Here is a 15,450-nt window from a genome sequence, read left to right as displayed (position 1 = left end):
TTGCCTGGTGGGCTCGCGGGTCTGGCTGTGGGCGGACTGGCTGCGTGTCGCGAGTTCACCGAACATCAGTGCGTCGCGGAGCTCGCCGATGTGGCGTTTCTCGTGGATCAGCCGCAGATACCAGGCGCTATCGGCGGTGTCGCCGTACAGGCAGGCACCGACCAGCAGGTCATCCTCGATCACCAGTTTCTTGTAGATGCCGTTGAACGGGTCGCGGAGCGTGATGCTCTCGGTGCCGGGCGCGCCCATGAAGTCGCCGGCCGAGAACAGCTCTATGCCGGTGACCTTGAGCCGGGTGGCTGTCACGGAGCCCGGGTAGCGCGCGAAACCCAGCTGTGCCAGGTGATTGGCGCAGACCCTGGCCTGTTCGTAGAGCGGTGCCACCAGGCCATAGGCGACGCCGCGATGAGCGGCGCATTCGCCGATGGCGTAGATGCGCGGGTCGTAGGTCTGCAGCGTGTCGTCGACGACGATGCCGCGATTGCAGGCAAGGCCGGCGCTCTGCGCCAGTTCGATGTTGGGGCGGATGCCGGCAGCCATCACCACCAGGTCGGCGGGGATTTCCTGGCCATCCGCGAGTTTTACGGCGCGCACGCGGCCGGCACCGTTGTCCAGCAGCTCGGCGGTCTGCCTGCCCAGCAGCAGATTCAGCCCCCGCGCCTGCAGCGACGTCTGCAGCAGCGCTGCGGCGCTTCGATCCAGCTGACGATCCAGCAGCCATTCGCCGATGTGCACCACGCTCGTTTGCATGCCGCGTAGTTTGAGGCCATTGGCGGCCTCGAGGCCGAGCAGGCCGCCACCGATGACCACGGCATGTCGATGGGTCCTGGCGGTGTCCATCATCAAGCGTGCATCGGCCATGTCGCGGTAACCGATGACCCCGTCGAGCCGGTTGCCGGGGATCGGCAGGATGAACGGGCTGGAGCCGGTGGCGATCAGCAGGCGGTCGTAGGGCGCTTGGCTGCCGTCATCGGCCAGTACCCGGCGTGCCTGGCGATCGATCTTCACCACTTTGCGCCCCAGTTGCAGGCGGACGCCGTTCTTCGCATACCAGTCAAGGTCGTTGAGAATGATGTCTTCGAAGCCCTGCTCGCCAGCCAGCACCGGCGACAGCAGGATGCGGTTGTAGTTGGGCCGAGGTTCGGCGCCGAACACGGTGATGTCATACAGCCCCGGCGCCAGCTTGAGCAGCTCCTCAAGGGTGCGTACACCTGCCATGCCGTTGCCGATCATCACCAGCTTGAGTCTTTCCACGCCGGTTCTCCCGAATGCGCCATCACGTAACGCTGGCTGCCCACCGGGCGTGCCAGGGTAAGCAACTTGCCGGGAGCGGTTTGCCGCTCGCCGGACTCGGAAGGTTGTCGCCAGGAATGACAGGCAACAAAAAAAGGCGTCCCGCTAGTTACCTAGCGAGGACGCCTTTGTCCAAGTCCCGAGTCTCCGGGAAGTGCGGCGCTCTTCGTTGAGCGTCGCGCTTTGATCAAGTTGTGTCGTCAGCAATGCAGCGCTTGTGCCAAGTCGCCCGAGCCGCTGCTGTCGGGCGTTTCAGGGCAGGGTGGTGGCCCGCCTCGTGGCGTGGGTGCACTGTTTCAACGCCGGATGCGCTGATCTGGTGCGCGGCGCCGTTGGCTTCAGCGAATCGATTCGACCTGGCGCGACGGACTTGCCAGTGCTGCGACGACTCCGGAGAACGCACTCGCCGATGCCGAAGTGGCGTGCGTAGGCAGAGGCAGTGCGAGCAGGGACCAGGCCGAGAGGCTGGCGATCAGAGCCGTGCGTTGAGCGCGCTTGCGTATGGCTGGCATTGCGGTTCCTCCCAAGGTCAGCCTGGCATGCTGCCGATTCGTCGATGAACCTGGCATGACAGGCTGTTTATCGTTATGCCCTAAGGCGTAGCAGAGGATTCAGCAACTGTCACGCCAACAGGTCAGTTATCCGACCACGCGATTGACCTTGGGGAACTTGGCGCCGAATTCCTGCGGCATCTGCACGACCTTCGACTGACGGTAATCGAAGAACACGAAGCCGGACTTGGCCATGGCCACCAGCGTGCCGTCGGCAGGGCGGGTGATGCGAAAGGTGATATCGCCGCCGTACTTGTTGAAGTCCATGACGCCCACTTCGAACAGCAACTGGTCGCGTGCATGCGCCTCGGCGCGGTAGGTCGTCGCCAGGTCGGTGACGATGATGCCCACGCCATTGCCGTCGCTCTCGCGGATGCCGAATTCGAACAGGAAGCGTGCACGGGCCTCGGAAATCATCGAGATCATCGAGTCGTTGCCCAGGTGGTTGGCGCCGTTGATGTCGGTAACGCGAACGGTGAGATGGGTGCTGTAGCAGTACTGGTCTTCGGGAAAATCGAGGGTCAGGCGCGCCATGATCGTGTCACTGTCGGGGGAAAGTGGCGATTGTAAGCGCCTGGCCAGCTCATCGGTGCAAGCTGTTGAGGTGGTAGAAGGTCACACGACCGCCTTCGCTGTCCGGCCCCGAGTTGTCCTGGATATAGGCGCCTGCCTTGAAGTAGAGGTACTGGGTGTCCCAGCTGCTGCTCAACTGGCGGTAGTAGGAGCCAGCATCGCCGTCCGTGCTGGACACGCTGATGCCGATGCGCCCGCTGGGGGTGACGCGCAGGTCGTAGCCAAAGCGCTCGCCCAGTTGCACGTTCTCGGCCAGCAGGATGTTCTTCACTTCACTGTCGCCCGGCCGGGCGCGCAGCAGCAGTTCGATGCGGCCGACACCGCGAAGGTAGTGATACTGCAGCTTGAGCAGCGGATCGTTCTGGCTGCCGGGTACGTCCGTGCTGTGGATCTGCCCGATCACCACCTTGTTGCGACTCGGCACCTGGTCGACCTGCAGCACCGCGCTCAGGTAGCTGTCTGAACTGGCGTGCAGCCAGTTGTCGAGGCTGCCGTCACGCAGGGTTTCGCGCAGCTCGCTGCGCGGGTAGCGGGCATCGGCCGTGCGTGAGCCGGTCACCGGTACCCAGAAGGTCACGCTGCCGTCGGCGTTGCGCCGGAAGTAGCGGCTCTCGTAACCATTGTTCAGGCGCTCGGTACTGATGGTGGTCGGCGTCGGGTCGGTGGGAATCGACAGGTTCCAGGTGGTGAGATCTAGCACGGGACTCTCTGCTCGTCGGTTGAAGGCACTTCTTCGTCCCCCTCACGGGCCAGAGGTTCAACCGCGCCGACCCTCGAGCCGGCGCGGCAGAGCCACGTCAGGCCGCAGGGCGCTGCTGACGCTGGTAGAGGAATTCCAGCACCGCGGCCCGGTAGGTGTGGTACTGGCTGTCGTGCGCCAGCGCCATGCGCTGCCGAGGCCGCTCGAGATCGACCTGGAGGATTTCACCGACGGTGGCCGCCGGGCCGTTGCTCATCATCACGATACGGTCGGACAGCAGCACGGCTTCGTCCACGTCGTGGGTAATCATGATCACCGTGTTGCCCAGTTCAGCGTGAATCTCCATCAGCGAATCCTGCAGGTGCGCGCGGGTGAGGGCGTCGAGCGCTCCGAACGGCTCGTCCATCAGCAGCACCTTGGGCTGCATGGCCAGGGCGCGCGCGATGCCGATGCGCTGCTTCATGCCGCCGGATATCTCGCCGGGGCGTTTGTCGCACGCGTGCGTCATGTGCACCAGGGCCAGGTTGTGTTCGATCCAGTCACGCATCTCCGCGCGCGTCTTCTGTCTGCGAAACACTTGGCGTACGGCCAGTTCGACGTTCTCGTAACAGGTCAGCCAGGGCAGCAGGCTGTGGTTCTGGAACACCACGGCGCGCTCGGGACCGGGTTCGTTGACTTCCCGGCCATCGAGGATGATGCCGCCGGCCGTGGCCTGATGAAGCCCGGCGACGATGTTCAATACGGTGGACTTGCCACAACCGGAATGGCCGATCAGCGAGACGAACTCGCCCTTGGCGATCTTCAGATTGACGTTCTGCAGGGCACGGAACAGGCCTTTATCGGTGGGGAAATCGATGCCGACATTGGTCAGTTCGAGGTGGGCGTGGCTCATGGCGGTTCTCCTGGGTCAGCGCAGTACGGCGTTCTTGTCCCAGCTGAACAGGCGCTGGAGCAGAAGCATCAGACGGTCGAGGGCAAAGCCGATCAGGCCGATGACGATCACCGCCACCATGATCCGCCCGAGTGAATTGGAGCTGCCGTTCTGGAACTCGTCCCAGATGAATTTGCCCAGCCCCGGGTTCTGCGCGAGCATCTCGGCGGCGATCAGCACCATCCAGCCAGTGGCGAGCGACAGGCGCAGACCGGTGAAGATCATCGGCAGCGCCGCCGGCAGAACGATGCGCCGCACATGGCTGAGCGGCGACAGGCGCAGCACCTTGCTGACGTTGTTGAGGTCCTTGTCGATGCCGGCCACGCCCACCGTGGTGTTGATCACCGTTGGCCACAGGCAGCACAGCGCGACGGTGAAGGCCGAGGTCAGGAACGACTTGGCGAACAGCGGATCGTCACTGACATACAAGGCGCTGACCAGCATGGTCACCAACGGCAGCCAGGCCAGTGGCGATACCGGCTTGAACACCTGGATCAGCGGGTTGAGCGCGCTGTACAGCGATTTGCTGAGGCCGCAGACGATGCCCAGGGGGATGGCCACCAGCGAGGCGATGACGAACCCGGCCGCCACGGTATAGAGACTGGTGAAGATCTGCTGGATGAAGGTCGGCTTGCCGGTGTAGGGGCGGATCTTCACCTCGGCGGCCGGATTGCTGGCCAGCAGCCTGGCGTTGCGTTCGTCCTGGCGCTGGTAGAACGCGGCCGCCTTCTCCTGCTCGCGCTGATGGGCAGCGATCAGCCCGGAGAACTGTTCGCTGACCTGCAGCGGGCCGGGAAATTGCCCCAGGCTGGTCTGGATGTGATTGGCCAGCCCCTGCCAGCACAGCAGGAACAGGGCGATGCCCAGTGCCGGCAGGATCAGGCTGCTGGCCAGGCGCTTGAGCAAGGCGCTGTGACGCGCTGTCTTGAGGGTCTGCTGAATCGGAGTGGCGACGTTCGGGTTGCTCATCGTCCTGTCCTCGGGTCGGTTGAGGCCGCGACCAGGCGCGGCCGCTGGTGGCTTAGAGCGTGCGGTCGCCTTTCAGGCCGATGCTGAACTGCTGCAGGTAGGCGTTGGGCTGATGGCCGTCATAGACCACGCCGTCGATGGTGTCGGCCAGCGGTTCACGAAAGCCATCCTCATCGGCCGGCGGGAAATCGCTGGCCTGCGCGTGGCCTTCGGCGACCAGCTCGGCAGCGGCCTGGCGATAGATCTCCGGGAGGAACACGCGCTTGGCCGTTTGCACGTACCAGTCGTCCTGCTTGGCGTCGGCAATCTGCCCCCAGCGACGCATCTGCGTCAGGTACCAGATGGCGTCGGAGTAGTAGGGGTAGGTGGCGTGGTAGCGGAAGAACACGTTGAAGTCCGGAACCTCGCGCTTGTCGCCTTTCTCGAATTCGAAGGTGCCGGTCATCGAGTTGGCGATGACCTTGGCATCGGCGCCGACGTACTCCGGACGCGAGAGAATCTCCACCGCCTCGGCGCGATTCGCGTTGTCGTCCGCATCCAGCCATTTGCCGGCGCGGATCAGCGCCTTGATCAGGCGCTTGTGAGTCTCCGGATTGGCTTGCGCCCAGTTGCGCGAGACGCCGAAGACCTTCTCCGACATGTTCCTGCGAATCGCGTAGTCGGCCACCACCGGCACGCCGATACCCTTGAACACGGCTGCCTGGTTCCAGGGTTCGCCGACGCTGTAACCGCTGATGGTGCCGGCTTCGAGTGTCGCCGGCATCTGCGGTGGCGGCGTCACCGAGAGCAGCGCCTGGGCATCGATCTGGCCGCTGATGTCGCCCTTGTTCGGGGCGTAGTAACCGGGGTTGATACCGCCAGCCGCGAGCCAGTAGCGCAACTCGTAATTGTGCGTCGACACCGGGAACACCATGCCCAGGTTGAAGGGCTTGCCGGCGGCGGCGTACTGCTCGATCACCGGCTTGAGCGCGTCGGCCTTGATCGGGTGCACGGGTTTGCCATCGGCCATTGGCACCTGTGGCTTCATCGCCTGCCAGACCTCGTTGGAAACCGTGATGGCATTGCCATTGAGGTCCATGGTGAAGGCCGTGACCACATCCGCCTTGGTGCCGAAGCCGATGGTGGCCCCCAGTGGCTGGCCGGAGAGCATGTGCGCGCCGTCCAGTTCGCCGTCGATCACCCGGTCCAGCAACACCTTCCAGTTGGCTTGCGCCTCGAGCGTGACATACAGCCCTTCGTCCTCGAAGTAGCCCTTCTCATAGGCAATGGCCAGCGGCGCCATGTCGGTGAGCTTGATGAACCCCAGTTTCAGTTCGGCTTTCTCCGGTTCGGCGGCGTGCAGCAACGGCGCGCTCAGCAGACCCAGGGCAAGACCCAGCGAAGACAGGCGGCGGGGCGATAGGCGATGGAGCATGGCATTTCCTCGACTGACAGAAACGAAAAAAGACGTCGCAGACAACCTGCTGCCGATGGCAACGAGGAGTCTTTGACGTCTTTGTCGGTGTGCCCGAATCGCCGCCGTTGGCGATCTGGAGCGTGGTCAGGGTTTCCTTAGCAAGGCCTTTGCCAGCTTTCGTCGTGGCTGCCCTGGGATACGGATAAATCCATATCTTTCAAGGACCTGGCTCTTCAGTGGCGGCTCCGTCAAGGTGTTCGATCCTGCTGCGGACTGCCCAAAGACTGTGCAGCAGGATGATCGCTGGCCGATTTCGGAGCGTGGCGCGCGCCTCAGTGACAGGATTGCTGTTGTTTCAGTTCAACGAAGTCACGCAGCCAGTGCAGCACCTCGACGGCCTCCCAGCGGGCTGGGTCGAACAGCGCATAGGCAAGGCCCTGGTAACCGACCACATCGAGCTGACGGTGGTAGCCGGCACGCTGCAACAGGGCCTCGATTTCAGCGAAGCAGGTATTGAAGTGCTGACGATTGAAGGGCGTGCGGTTCTCCGTGACGATGCCTTCGAGCAACAGCTCATCGACCATGTCGCGTACGCGTTCCAGCGGCATGCGGTTCACTCGGTGTTTCAGCTGTAGTACGTCCAGCATGGTGGCGCTCCTGTGCAGTCGATCGTTTACCTGCCCAATAGGGTAATCGAAAAACACTGTACAAATAAACAGTATTGGGTGATAGTGGCCTCATTCCGGCGACGACAACCTGCTCACTCTGCGAAGCGAGCACCTTGCAAGGGGTATTGGCAATGCAACAGATGCTGATGACGATTGTGCTATTGGTCCTGCTGAGCGGATGCGCCCAACCTCAGGTCGAACGGCCTCAGGCCAATGGCGCTTACCTGGTCATAGAGGGCGAGCAGGCCTGGGCGGTGCTGGTGTCCAATGGCCGCCGGGTCGAAGAGGCGGGCAGGGTGCTGGATGTGGTCCGTCTGCCGAGCCCCCACTCCAATATCGCGGCCAGTTATGTCATCGAAACGCCCAACTGCGGCAAGCTGCAGTGGTTGACCGAGCGGCACGGCATGGCGGAAGGCGACACGACCTTGCTGCCAGCAGCGTTCAACGAGCAGTTGAGCAATCCTGACTGCGTGCTGGCGCAGGGCTTGAGCCGCGCCTGGACCGCACTGGATTACTCCAGCTGAGCAAGGCGCCTCGATCAGGGCACAAAAAAACGCCGCGACTATAGAAGTCGCGGCGTTTTCTTTTGCAGCGTGAGTCCTTCGTGGGGACTACATCAGGTGTTGCTTGTCCATCTCGATGGCGGCATCGAGCGTTTCCAGCAAGGCCTTGCGCACCTTCAGCTTGGTGTTCTTGTGCGCGGTCATGTTGATCTTCTTCATCTGCAGGGCTGCGGCCTGGGCGGTAGCCAGCAGCTGCTCGCCGGGTACGACCTTGTCCAGGAAGCCTGCATCCAGCGCGCCTGCCGGGTCGAACATTTCGCCATTGATCACCGAGCGGTGGAATGCCGACTTGCGCAGGCGATCACGTGCCAGTTCGATGCCGACATGGTGCATGGTCATGCCGATCTGCACTTCGTTCAGGCCAATGTTGAACGGGCCTTCGACACCGATGCGGTAATCGGCAGACAGCAGGATGAACGCGCCTTTGGCCACGGCGTGGCCTGGGCAGGCGACGATGATCGGGTAGGGGTGAGCGAGCATGCGCCGCGCCAGCGTGGAACCTGCCGCCACCAGGTTGACGGCGTTCTGCGGGCCGGAGGTCATCACCTTCAGGTCGTAGCCGCCGGAGAGGATGCCTGGCTGGCCTGTGATGATGACGATGGCGCGATCCTGTTCCGCACGGTCGAGTGCGGCATTGAAGGCAGCGATCACGTCAGGGGAGATGGCGTTCACCTTGCCATTGCTCAGGGTCAGGGTGGCGATGCCATCTTCGAGTTGATAGCTGATCAGGTCGCTCATGGCAGTTTTCCTTGTTGGCGTCGCGGGGCTGAATGTGGGCAGAAGGTACTCAGCCGAACCGCTCTGGTAAAGCGCTGTGACTGACCGGCTGGTCAGTGTTTCTGCCTATCGCGGCGATGCCGAATGGCAATTGGTCGTGCATGGCGGCTGACATTTAAGGTAGACCGCATATCCGAGGAGCGCCCATGAACAGCCTTTACTCCACCCTCTATCTGATTGCCGTGCTCGGCTTGCTGCTGGCAGCCGTCGTGCTCAGCGACAGCCTCTATCTGCGCAGCCCGTCCGGCGTCCTGATGCTGTTCGGCATCGGGCTGTTCCTATCCCTCGGTTTTCTGCTGTTTGGCCACATCCGTTTCGACGAAACACCCTCCGGCGAGCCCGAGGAAAACCGCTTGCGCTCTTAAGCGCATGAATCCTTTAAAAAAATTTGCCATTCGTAAAACATTCGACTACATTAGCGCACCTCGACGGGCTACACGCCAAAACGTCGAGATCCGGTGAAGTGTCCGAGTGGTTGAAGGAGCACGCCTGGAAAGTGTGTATACGGGAAACCGTATCAAGAGTTCGAATCTCTTCTTCACCGCCACTTTCGCAATACCTAAAGCCCTGAAAGCTAACAAGTTTTCGGGGCTTTTTGCTTTCTGGCTTTCGGCAAGTGTCGAAAAAGTGTCGAAATGCCAGCTTTCTGTCTTTCAGACGTGCCGCTTCTTGTTTCAGAATGCCAGCTCAATGGACGTGAGGCGGATCAGGATGCGGGTCAATTACGTATTTATCGACTACGAGAATGTGCAGGCTACCTCGCTACGCTTGCTGCAGCCGGAGCATTTCAAGCTGCGTGTTTTTCTCGGGCCAAATAATTCGAAGCTGCCCACTGACCTTGTGACTGCAATCCATCGGCTTCATGACCGAGCTGAGTACATCCAGATGGATACGCCAGGCGCTAACGCCCTGGACTTCCACATCACGTACTACCTAGGTGTTTTGTCGGCGGCGGATCCAGTGGGCTACTACCACATAATCTCCAAAGACAAAGGCTTTGATCCGCTGATCAAACATCTGAAATCGAAGGGACTGACGGTTGTTAGATCAGAGAGCATCGAGCAAATGCCTTGCTTCGCTGCGACTCTTGCTACGCCTAACCCGTCTCAGAAGGCCGCTACGCCTAATCCACCAAAACCTGCGCCTAGCCAGCCTAAAAAGCCTGAGCCGGTAAAGGCCTCGCCATCAAAGGCGGCGGATAAAAACCAAGATGCTCTTATCAAGCTGGTGGTCGCAGATCTGATCGCCAGGAAGGCTTCAAAGCCACGAACGATAAAAACGTTGATGAACACCATTCATTCTAAGCTCGGCAAAGAGCGCGCTCTTAGTGAGATAGAGCAGATCTACAAGGTCTTGCGTCAGCGAGGCCTGGTGAAAGAGGCTGGTGCGAAGGTGTCTTACGCATTACCGAGTGGGAAATAACGGATTGAGCGTCAAAGCATCCTGCAAATGGTCTGGCGACAGGTGCGCATAGCGCATGGTCATCGCCAGCGACGTATGCCCCAGGATCTTCTGTAGCGTCAGGATGTTCCCGCCCCGCATGACGAAGTGACTGGCGAAGGTGTGCCGCAGCACGTGCGTGGCCTGGCCGGCCGGGAGCTTGATCGAGGTCTTTTCCAGCACGCGGCTGAAAGTCAGCATGCAGTTGGTGAACAGGCCGTGGCGCTTGAAGTAGAGATGTAGAGCCTTCTCTAGCGCTTTATCGATCGGAATCGACCGGGTTCGCTTCGACTTGGTGTTGGCAAAGGTCACCATGCCGTTTCGCACTCGCTCAGGTGTCAGCGCCTGGGCTTCTCCCCAGCGGGCACCCGTACTCAGACAGACGCGAGCGATCAGGCCGATACCCGGACTGGTGGTGCGATCATCGAGAGCATCGAGCAGCTCGGCTATCTGGCAGGTCGAGAGAAACGAGATAGGGCGTTCCTGCAGGCGTAGCGGGCGGACGTTGGCCAACGGGTTCGGGTAGTCGATATCGCCCAGGCGGTGCAGCTCGTTGAAGAGTGCTTTCAGGTAGCCGAGCCGGTTGTTCAGCGTCTTGCCCTGGATGCCTGCCTTGATCAGTGCGCTTCGGGTTTCACAGAAGGCGTTGCCGGTCAGGTTGATCGCTATCGGATCGCCCAGATCCTTGGCCAGATTCTGTAGGGTGCGGAGTATCGCAGCGCCGTCAGCCAGGGCATGGCCGTGCAGCTCGTGATAGCGGGTGCAGAGTTCGGAGAGGCGGCGACGATCTTTCGGCTTGGGTGTCCAGGCAGGCGACTCGATGCACTTGGCCCGGCAGGTGGCTTCGAAGCGCTGGGCGTCACTCTTGGTCTTGAAGGTCTTGCGGAAGCGCCGGCCCTTGATGGGTTCTACATCGACTTTCCAGCGACCGTCAGGCAGTTGCTCGATAGCCATCAGACAGCCCGACCCCACCTGACATGCCGTTCTTCGAGGATGCCCTTGATGTGCTTGTACAGCCCGTCTTCATCCATGCCCTTGGCGGCATAGTGATCGCGGATCACCGGCCAGCACTCCCAATCCTTGAGCCGGTAGAAAGCCTTTCTAGCGCCCACTCGCTCCCGTGCCAGCAGGCTGACGAAGTTTCCCAGGAATAGCTCGACGTTCTTCCCCGAGAAGCCGCGAGACGTCTTGTACTGGCGCTTGTACTCGGTTTCATCGACCAGGGAATCCACCGGCAGATCCACGCGCACGTCTTCGCGAATCAGCGTCCAGATGGGTTCGAAATAGCCAGGGCGAGCCAGCAACTTGAACTGGCGCAGGCCATAGCGCCACAGGCCGTCCAAGTGCGGGGCGAAGGCGGCATAGCTGTCGGTCTGGATGGTCGAACCGGTCTGCAGGTCGAACGATCCCGAGGCGAATTGCTGGATGATCGAGTGGTGGTAACGCAGCTCGACACGCCAGACGTCTTGCTCCGGGTTGTAGTTGTCCGGGTCGGTTTCATCGAAGCTGTCGCGACGTCTCCAGACGCCTTCCCAGTAGTCGAGTTTGTCGATGGCCCGGGCCTGTTCGGTCTTGTTGTAGATCCCGAGCTGGACGCCTCCCGCTGAGCCGAACAGGTAGGACTGGCCCTTGCCGTAGGTGGCCGACTCCAGCGTCCATTGAATTTCCTTGATGCCAGAAATGTCACGGGCAGCGCGTGCGCGGCAGTGCATGCGGGCGACCAGATCGGCGGGCGGTTGCCAGCCCTGGAGGTCTAGCGCGAGGTGGACTGCGCATTGGTTGCGCTCGACGTTGGTGAGCACGTGGCTGGCGTAGTAGTCCAGGCGCTCTTGTAGGCGCTCAGGTGAGAAGGTATCGATGGCATGCGGTGACACTTCGATTTTCAGGTGTGGGCCGATGTTCTCGATTTTGGCGTTGAAGTTCTTCACCAGCAGGATAAAGCCCAGGTCTGCGTTCTGGAGCTTGTACTGGTAGCCAGAATCCTTGCTGACGCGACCCGAGTGCCAGCGCTGGCCAGCGAAATCAACGATGGTCCCTGGCTTGTCGAACAGACACATGATTCCCGGACGGATAAGGCCACGATACAACTGGCGGACGGTATCGACGCTGCAGGCCAGGATTCGGACGTTGGACAGGTCGGTTATGCGGGCTGACTGATGGTCAAAGAACAGGCGTCCGGTTGGCGTTTCCTTGAACTCACGGTTCACACGGAGTTGGTCTTTAACTGCCATTTTCTAATGCTCCAAATAGTGCCGAATTGACACGTTTAACCTTGGTTTATCTGACGTGCTACAGGGACGTCAGCGCCCGCACGGCGGCGCACACGCGCGCTCGTGCCTCGCACGCAACTACACCGCCGCGCATGGCGTTCCGCTGCCCTTTGCGTGCGTGGCTCACCACAGGAAGCGGCCTTTCTGGTGCGGCACCACCGTTACCCGCGTTCCATTGGCGGGCTGCTGGGGCTGCGTTGAATCGCCGTAAAGGGCAGGCGGTTGCCCAGGCATCATCTGGCCTTCGGGTGGGGGTGGCAGTCGGTCAGGCTTGGCCGGGTCAAAGGCCCCTTCATTGACGTAGGCCATGCAGGACTCGAAGGACACCACCGCTCGGGTGCCTTGCTGGGTATTGCAGCGGCAGCCATGGACCCGACCCTTGATGTAGCCGACGCTTAGGCGCTCTCGGTTGCGATCAACGAAGTACGGATCTGACGAGGACACGCAGGACAGCTTCGGGTAGGTCACCGGGCGGGTGACTTCGTCATAGATGGGCGCGGAGCTGGGAACGTCCGGCACCCTTGGTACCCGCAGGGCGAGATATTCCGCTTCGCTGATGGGCGCCGCTTCGCCCTGGCCTTGTGGCACGGCGTTATAGGACTGAGGTGAAGCGCTTTGTGCTTGTGGCGCGACGGCCTCGGGCGTGGTTTCGCTGGGCGCGATTCGGCGCTCATACAGGCCATAGCCGAAGTAGCCGATGATCAGGACGCAGGCACCGAAGACAAACAGCGCACGAGGCGGCTTGAACTTCATGTGATGTTCAGAGCCTTCGGCCACGGACTGGTAAACCCCGAAGTACTTCTTATCGAGCAGAACGCGGGTGGCCTGGCCGTCGCTGAAGACGTTCTTCTTTTCGACGTCCATGTTCACGCGCTCGAACTCCCAGCGCTTGATGACCTTACCCTTGTGGCCGCGTACGTAGTGGATATGGGAGTTGCACAGCTTGCGGAAGTGGGTGTCGATCAGGCCGGGGTTCTGGGTGATGCAGTGCAGTTCATGGCCCCGGTGGCGCATGGTCTCCAGGGCGCTGGCGTAGGCCGGTACGGCAGATCCAGCAGGGCGCACCCGGAAGAAGGTCTGAGCTTCGTCGATGACGATCATGGCGTTCTGCGGTAGCTCGTGCCATTTCTGTGGTTCGTCGAATTCCTGCCACACCGCTTCCAGGACTTCGGCGTTGGGATCGAAGCCGCGGATGTTGTGGTAGTAGACCGGGCGGCCTTCTTTCGCGGCTTTGGCGTCCACTTCCTTGATGGTGTTTAGGGTCTTGCCGTTACCCTGCAGACCGGTGCGCAGGACGAACATCAGCCACCCGCCTTGTTGAGCAGGGCGAGGCCGGTGATGGTGCCGGTTACGCGGTCCATGCCGGCGAGCAACAAGCGGGCGATCACGGCGGCGATCATGATGTTGATCGCTACATCAATCTTGGCCATGCCAAGAATGGCGGCGACTTCATGCGGGACGGCGTTGAACAGCCCTTGCACGTAGCTTTTCACGGTGTCGACCAGTTGGCCGATACCGACATAGGCGACGTAGGCAAAGCCCAGCGAGGCGAGTACGCGAAAGGCCAGACCCGCGACGATGGAGCCGAGGAAGGTGGCGAGCAGGGGAAGTAGTAATGGCATGTCAGCCTCCTTTGATGCCGCGACCGATGAAGACGGCGAAGAAGATCGAGGCCAGGGCGACGATCAGCGGGCCGATGGATTGAGCGAAGTGGCAAAGCGGCTCCCATTCGAAGCTGTAGGAACGGCCCATGATGGTGATGCTGCGCGGGGCAGGGCAGGTACTCGGCAGCCAACGACCTTGGCCCAAGGCTTCATTGAAGAGTGAACCGACACCCACTTGTTTTTCGTCGAGCTGGTAGCCGGGACCGCTGACGATGGCTTCGACCTGGGCCTGTACTTCGCCGTCGAATTTCCATTGGCAGACCTGATCCTTTTGCTTGCGCAGAATGGCGCACTGGATCGCATCGCCTTCGCAGCGCAGCTCGGTTGCGCAGGACTCACCGCCAACAGTTGAAGGCGTCGGTTCGGCTTCTTCGCCATCCTTGCCTCCGCCACCACCGCCGGTTGAGCCGTCACCGTCACCTTTACCACCGTCACCGGTGCCGGGTTTGGGATTGCTACCGTTGTCGGTGCCGCCAGGACCAGCACCACCGGAGACCGGTACACAGGCAAAGCCGCCGCTGCCGTTGTTTATGGGGTAAGTGCCTGCCTTGCAGGTTTCCGGCTTGTAGCCCTCGGGCACACAGACCTTCTTCATTTCGTCGCCCCTGCCGACATAACCGGGTGTTTCGCCTGGCTTGCAATCGCTGTCTTCTGGGGGCGCGTCAGGATCTGGCTGGCAGACCTTTTCCCCGTTCACCGTGCCGGAGAAGCCGGTGGGGCAATCAGGGTCTTCTTGGTTGTATGGCGGAACGCAGATGGTTTCACCACCCATGTTGCCGAGGGTGCCACCAGGGCAGTCCGGGTCTTCGGGTGGCTGGTTGGGGATGCAAACGTGCTCGATGTAATCGCCCTTACCAACTGCGCCGTAGGTGGTGCCGGGTGGGCAGCGTGATTCACCCGAGCAGAAGGGTGTGTAGCCGTTGTAATAGCCTTTGAAGTCGGGGCTGTCTGGGGTGCATTCGTCATCAGCAGGCGGCATGCAGATCCGAAAGCCCTGGGCGTTGGACAGCACGCCGTCGCCGTCGCAAACGCAGTCCTTGAGAGACGGCGACCAGTTACTACCGGTCGGGCACTGATCATCTTCAGGCCACTTGCAGGACTCGGTTTCAAAGTCCCAATACTGCCCCTCCGGGCATAGCGGCGGTGGCTCGCATGTCATCGTGACATGGTTGGGAACGTCGGGTGCGTCGCACTCCAGGGCGCAGGAGCCGTCAGGCTGGCGGGTGGAGTCGCCGGGGCACTGCTGCTCAGGAGGAATACATGTGGGCTGGCTTGGATCGGTAGTGTTGAGCGTGTGATCAGGCGGGCACGAGTCGCCTAAACGGTGTACCTCAGTGTTACCGTATTGAGTGCCATGATTATTAGACAATAAAAAGGTAGAACGGCAGGAATAGGTAGTTTCGTTGATACGACTAACCGTGAACGAACCGGTAACAGGCCGATAAACAGCTGTCTGTTCGCGGGACGCCACACCAGCATCGGTCAAGGCAGAACAGGCATCAGATGGACTAGAAAAGCGAAGACCGGTAGTGCCGTAAGTCCAATAGTAATCCTCAGCACTGGCCAGCCCTGAATAGAAAACCGTCAGCAGCGGCAAAACCAGCGCGATATAAAAGCGTGTCCGGCGCATCTCAAATCCGCCCAAAGAACAACGT

At 61.2% G+C, this 15,450-nt stretch carries 15 protein-coding genes, 1 tRNA gene and 1 pseudogene; 4 read left to right on the top strand and 13 right to left on the bottom strand.

All coding sequences use genetic code 11. From position 1 onward, the window contains the following. Positions 1-48 precede the first annotated feature (48 nt). The 7 genes and pseudogenes from EWH21_RS13325 to EWH21_RS13295 all read right to left on the bottom strand — a co-directional run. Positions 49-1,254, bottom strand: a pseudogene (locus EWH21_RS13325) (FAD-dependent oxidoreductase); the annotation flags it as partial. Between the two features lie 677 nt (positions 1,255-1,931). After that, positions 1,932-2,378, bottom strand: a complete 447-nt coding sequence (locus EWH21_RS13320) for a thioesterase family protein (protein ID WP_037047655.1) — start codon at positions 2,376-2,378, stop codon at positions 1,932-1,934. 49 nt (positions 2,379-2,427) lie between these two features. Continuing rightward, the gene (locus tag EWH21_RS13315) at positions 2,428-3,117 is read right to left on the bottom strand and encodes a polysaccharide lyase family 7 protein (RefSeq protein WP_037047653.1); all 690 of its coding nucleotides are present in this window, start codon (positions 3,115-3,117) and stop codon (positions 2,428-2,430) included. Between the two features lie 97 nt (positions 3,118-3,214). After that, on the bottom strand, positions 3,215-4,009 hold the full coding sequence (locus tag EWH21_RS13310; RefSeq protein ID WP_277698541.1) for an ABC transporter ATP-binding protein: 795 nt from the start codon (positions 4,007-4,009) through the stop codon (positions 3,215-3,217). A 15-nt stretch (positions 4,010-4,024) separates the two neighbouring features. Further along, the gene (locus EWH21_RS13305; protein WP_152488784.1) at positions 4,025-5,017 is read right to left on the bottom strand and encodes an ABC transporter permease; all 993 of its coding nucleotides are present in this window, start codon (positions 5,015-5,017) and stop codon (positions 4,025-4,027) included. A gap of 52 nt (positions 5,018-5,069) precedes the next feature. After that, positions 5,070-6,431, bottom strand: a complete 1,362-nt coding sequence (locus tag EWH21_RS13300; RefSeq protein ID WP_277698540.1) for a CmpA/NrtA family ABC transporter substrate-binding protein — start codon at positions 6,429-6,431, stop codon at positions 5,070-5,072. A 314-nt stretch (positions 6,432-6,745) separates the two neighbouring features. After that, positions 6,746-7,060, bottom strand: coding sequence for a hypothetical protein (locus EWH21_RS13295; protein ID WP_037047631.1), 315 nt, complete (start codon positions 7,058-7,060; stop codon positions 6,746-6,748). 152 nt (positions 7,061-7,212) lie between these two features. Here EWH21_RS13295 and EWH21_RS13290 point away from each other — a divergent pair, with 152 nt between their 5' ends. Further along, complete coding sequence (locus EWH21_RS13290) at positions 7,213-7,605, top strand: hypothetical protein (protein ID WP_037047628.1); 393 nt, start codon at positions 7,213-7,215, stop codon at positions 7,603-7,605. A gap of 87 nt (positions 7,606-7,692) precedes the next feature. Here the strand turns inward: EWH21_RS13290 and EWH21_RS13285 are convergent, their stop codons facing one another. Continuing rightward, positions 7,693-8,382, bottom strand: coding sequence for a crotonase/enoyl-CoA hydratase family protein (locus EWH21_RS13285; protein WP_277698539.1), 690 nt, complete (start codon positions 8,380-8,382; stop codon positions 7,693-7,695). Positions 8,383-8,567: 185 nt separating this feature from the next. Between EWH21_RS13285 and EWH21_RS13280 the strand changes: the two genes are divergently transcribed. From EWH21_RS13280 to EWH21_RS13270, 3 genes are all read left to right on the top strand, one after another. Continuing rightward, positions 8,568-8,786, top strand: a complete 219-nt coding sequence (locus EWH21_RS13280; RefSeq protein ID WP_037047623.1) for a hypothetical protein — start codon at positions 8,568-8,570, stop codon at positions 8,784-8,786. A 92-nt stretch (positions 8,787-8,878) separates the two neighbouring features. Continuing rightward, positions 8,879-8,968: transfer RNA gene (locus EWH21_RS13275), tRNA-Ser, on the top strand. Between the two features lie 164 nt (positions 8,969-9,132). Then, positions 9,133-9,843, top strand: a complete 711-nt coding sequence (locus EWH21_RS13270; protein ID WP_277698538.1) for a PIN domain-containing protein — start codon at positions 9,133-9,135, stop codon at positions 9,841-9,843. Here the strand turns inward: EWH21_RS13270 and EWH21_RS13265 are convergent. The 5 genes from EWH21_RS13265 to EWH21_RS13245 form a co-directional block, all read right to left on the bottom strand. Next, the gene (locus EWH21_RS13265) at positions 9,826-10,815 is read right to left on the bottom strand and encodes a tyrosine-type recombinase/integrase (protein ID WP_152488783.1); all 990 of its coding nucleotides are present in this window, start codon (positions 10,813-10,815) and stop codon (positions 9,826-9,828) included. The two genes, EWH21_RS13270 and EWH21_RS13265, sit on opposite strands and share 18 nt — an antisense overlap. After that, positions 10,815-12,092, bottom strand: a complete 1,278-nt coding sequence (locus EWH21_RS13260) for a hypothetical protein (RefSeq protein ID WP_152488782.1) — start codon at positions 12,090-12,092, stop codon at positions 10,815-10,817. Before EWH21_RS13260 ends, EWH21_RS13265 begins: the two co-directional genes overlap by 1 nt. A 162-nt stretch (positions 12,093-12,254) precedes the next feature. After that, positions 12,255-13,433: a zonular occludens toxin domain-containing protein gene (locus EWH21_RS13255; protein ID WP_277698537.1), complete on the bottom strand. Its 1,179-nt coding sequence runs from the start codon at positions 13,431-13,433 to the stop codon at positions 12,255-12,257. Next, positions 13,433-13,753 carry a DUF2523 domain-containing protein gene (locus EWH21_RS13250; RefSeq protein WP_277698536.1) on the bottom strand — a complete coding sequence of 107 codons (321 nt, stop codon included), beginning with the start codon at positions 13,751-13,753 and terminating at the stop codon, positions 13,433-13,435. Before EWH21_RS13250 ends, EWH21_RS13255 begins: the two co-directional genes overlap by 1 nt. A 1-nt stretch (position 13,754) precedes the next feature. After that, positions 13,755-15,425: a virulence factor TspB C-terminal domain-related protein gene (locus tag EWH21_RS13245; protein ID WP_277698535.1), complete on the bottom strand. Its 1,671-nt coding sequence runs from the start codon at positions 15,423-15,425 to the stop codon at positions 13,755-13,757. Positions 15,426-15,450: the final 25 nt, after the last annotated feature.

Origin of the sequence: Pseudomonas sp. REST10 (assembly GCF_029542605.1) — a bacterium.
Taxonomy (GTDB): domain Bacteria; phylum Pseudomonadota; class Gammaproteobacteria; order Pseudomonadales; family Pseudomonadaceae; genus Aquipseudomonas; species Aquipseudomonas khazarica.
The sequence above is the reverse complement of the archived record's forward strand: the minus strand, read 5'-3'. Positions and strand labels throughout refer to the sequence as shown.

Bases quoted from the DNA above. Each gene is read 5' to 3' on its own strand.
- EWH21_RS13320 (WP_037047655.1), bottom strand. From the start codon at position 2,378: ATGGCGCGCCTGACCCTCGATTTTCCCGAAGACCAGTACTGCTACAGC.
- EWH21_RS13310 (WP_277698541.1), bottom strand. From the start codon at position 4,009: ATGAGCCACGCCCACCTCGAACTGACCAATGTCGGCATCGATTTCCCC.
- EWH21_RS13305 (WP_152488784.1), bottom strand. From the start codon at position 5,017: ATGAGCAACCCGAACGTCGCCACTCCGATTCAGCAGACCCTCAAGACA.
- EWH21_RS13300 (WP_277698540.1), bottom strand. From the start codon at position 6,431: ATGCTCCATCGCCTATCGCCCCGCCGCCTGTCTTCGCTGGGTCTTGCC.
- EWH21_RS13295 (WP_037047631.1), bottom strand. From the start codon at position 7,060: ATGCTGGACGTACTACAGCTGAAACACCGAGTGAACCGCATGCCGCTG.
- EWH21_RS13290 (WP_037047628.1), top strand. From the start codon at position 7,213: ATGCAACAGATGCTGATGACGATTGTGCTATTGGTCCTGCTGAGCGGA.
- EWH21_RS13285 (WP_277698539.1), bottom strand. From the start codon at position 8,382: ATGAGCGACCTGATCAGCTATCAACTCGAAGATGGCATCGCCACCCTG.
- EWH21_RS13280 (WP_037047623.1), top strand. From the start codon at position 8,568: ATGAACAGCCTTTACTCCACCCTCTATCTGATTGCCGTGCTCGGCTTG.
- EWH21_RS13270 (WP_277698538.1), top strand. From the start codon at position 9,133: ATGCGGGTCAATTACGTATTTATCGACTACGAGAATGTGCAGGCTACC.
- EWH21_RS13265 (WP_152488783.1), bottom strand. From the start codon at position 10,815: ATGGCTATCGAGCAACTGCCTGACGGTCGCTGGAAAGTCGATGTAGAA.
- EWH21_RS13260 (WP_152488782.1), bottom strand. From the start codon at position 12,092: ATGGCAGTTAAAGACCAACTCCGTGTGAACCGTGAGTTCAAGGAAACG.
- EWH21_RS13255 (WP_277698537.1), bottom strand. From the start codon at position 13,433: ATGTTCGTCCTGCGCACCGGTCTGCAGGGTAACGGCAAGACCCTAAAC.
- EWH21_RS13250 (WP_277698536.1), bottom strand. From the start codon at position 13,753: ATGCCATTACTACTTCCCCTGCTCGCCACCTTCCTCGGCTCCATCGTC.
- EWH21_RS13245 (WP_277698535.1), bottom strand. From the start codon at position 15,425: ATGCGCCGGACACGCTTTTATATCGCGCTGGTTTTGCCGCTGCTGACG.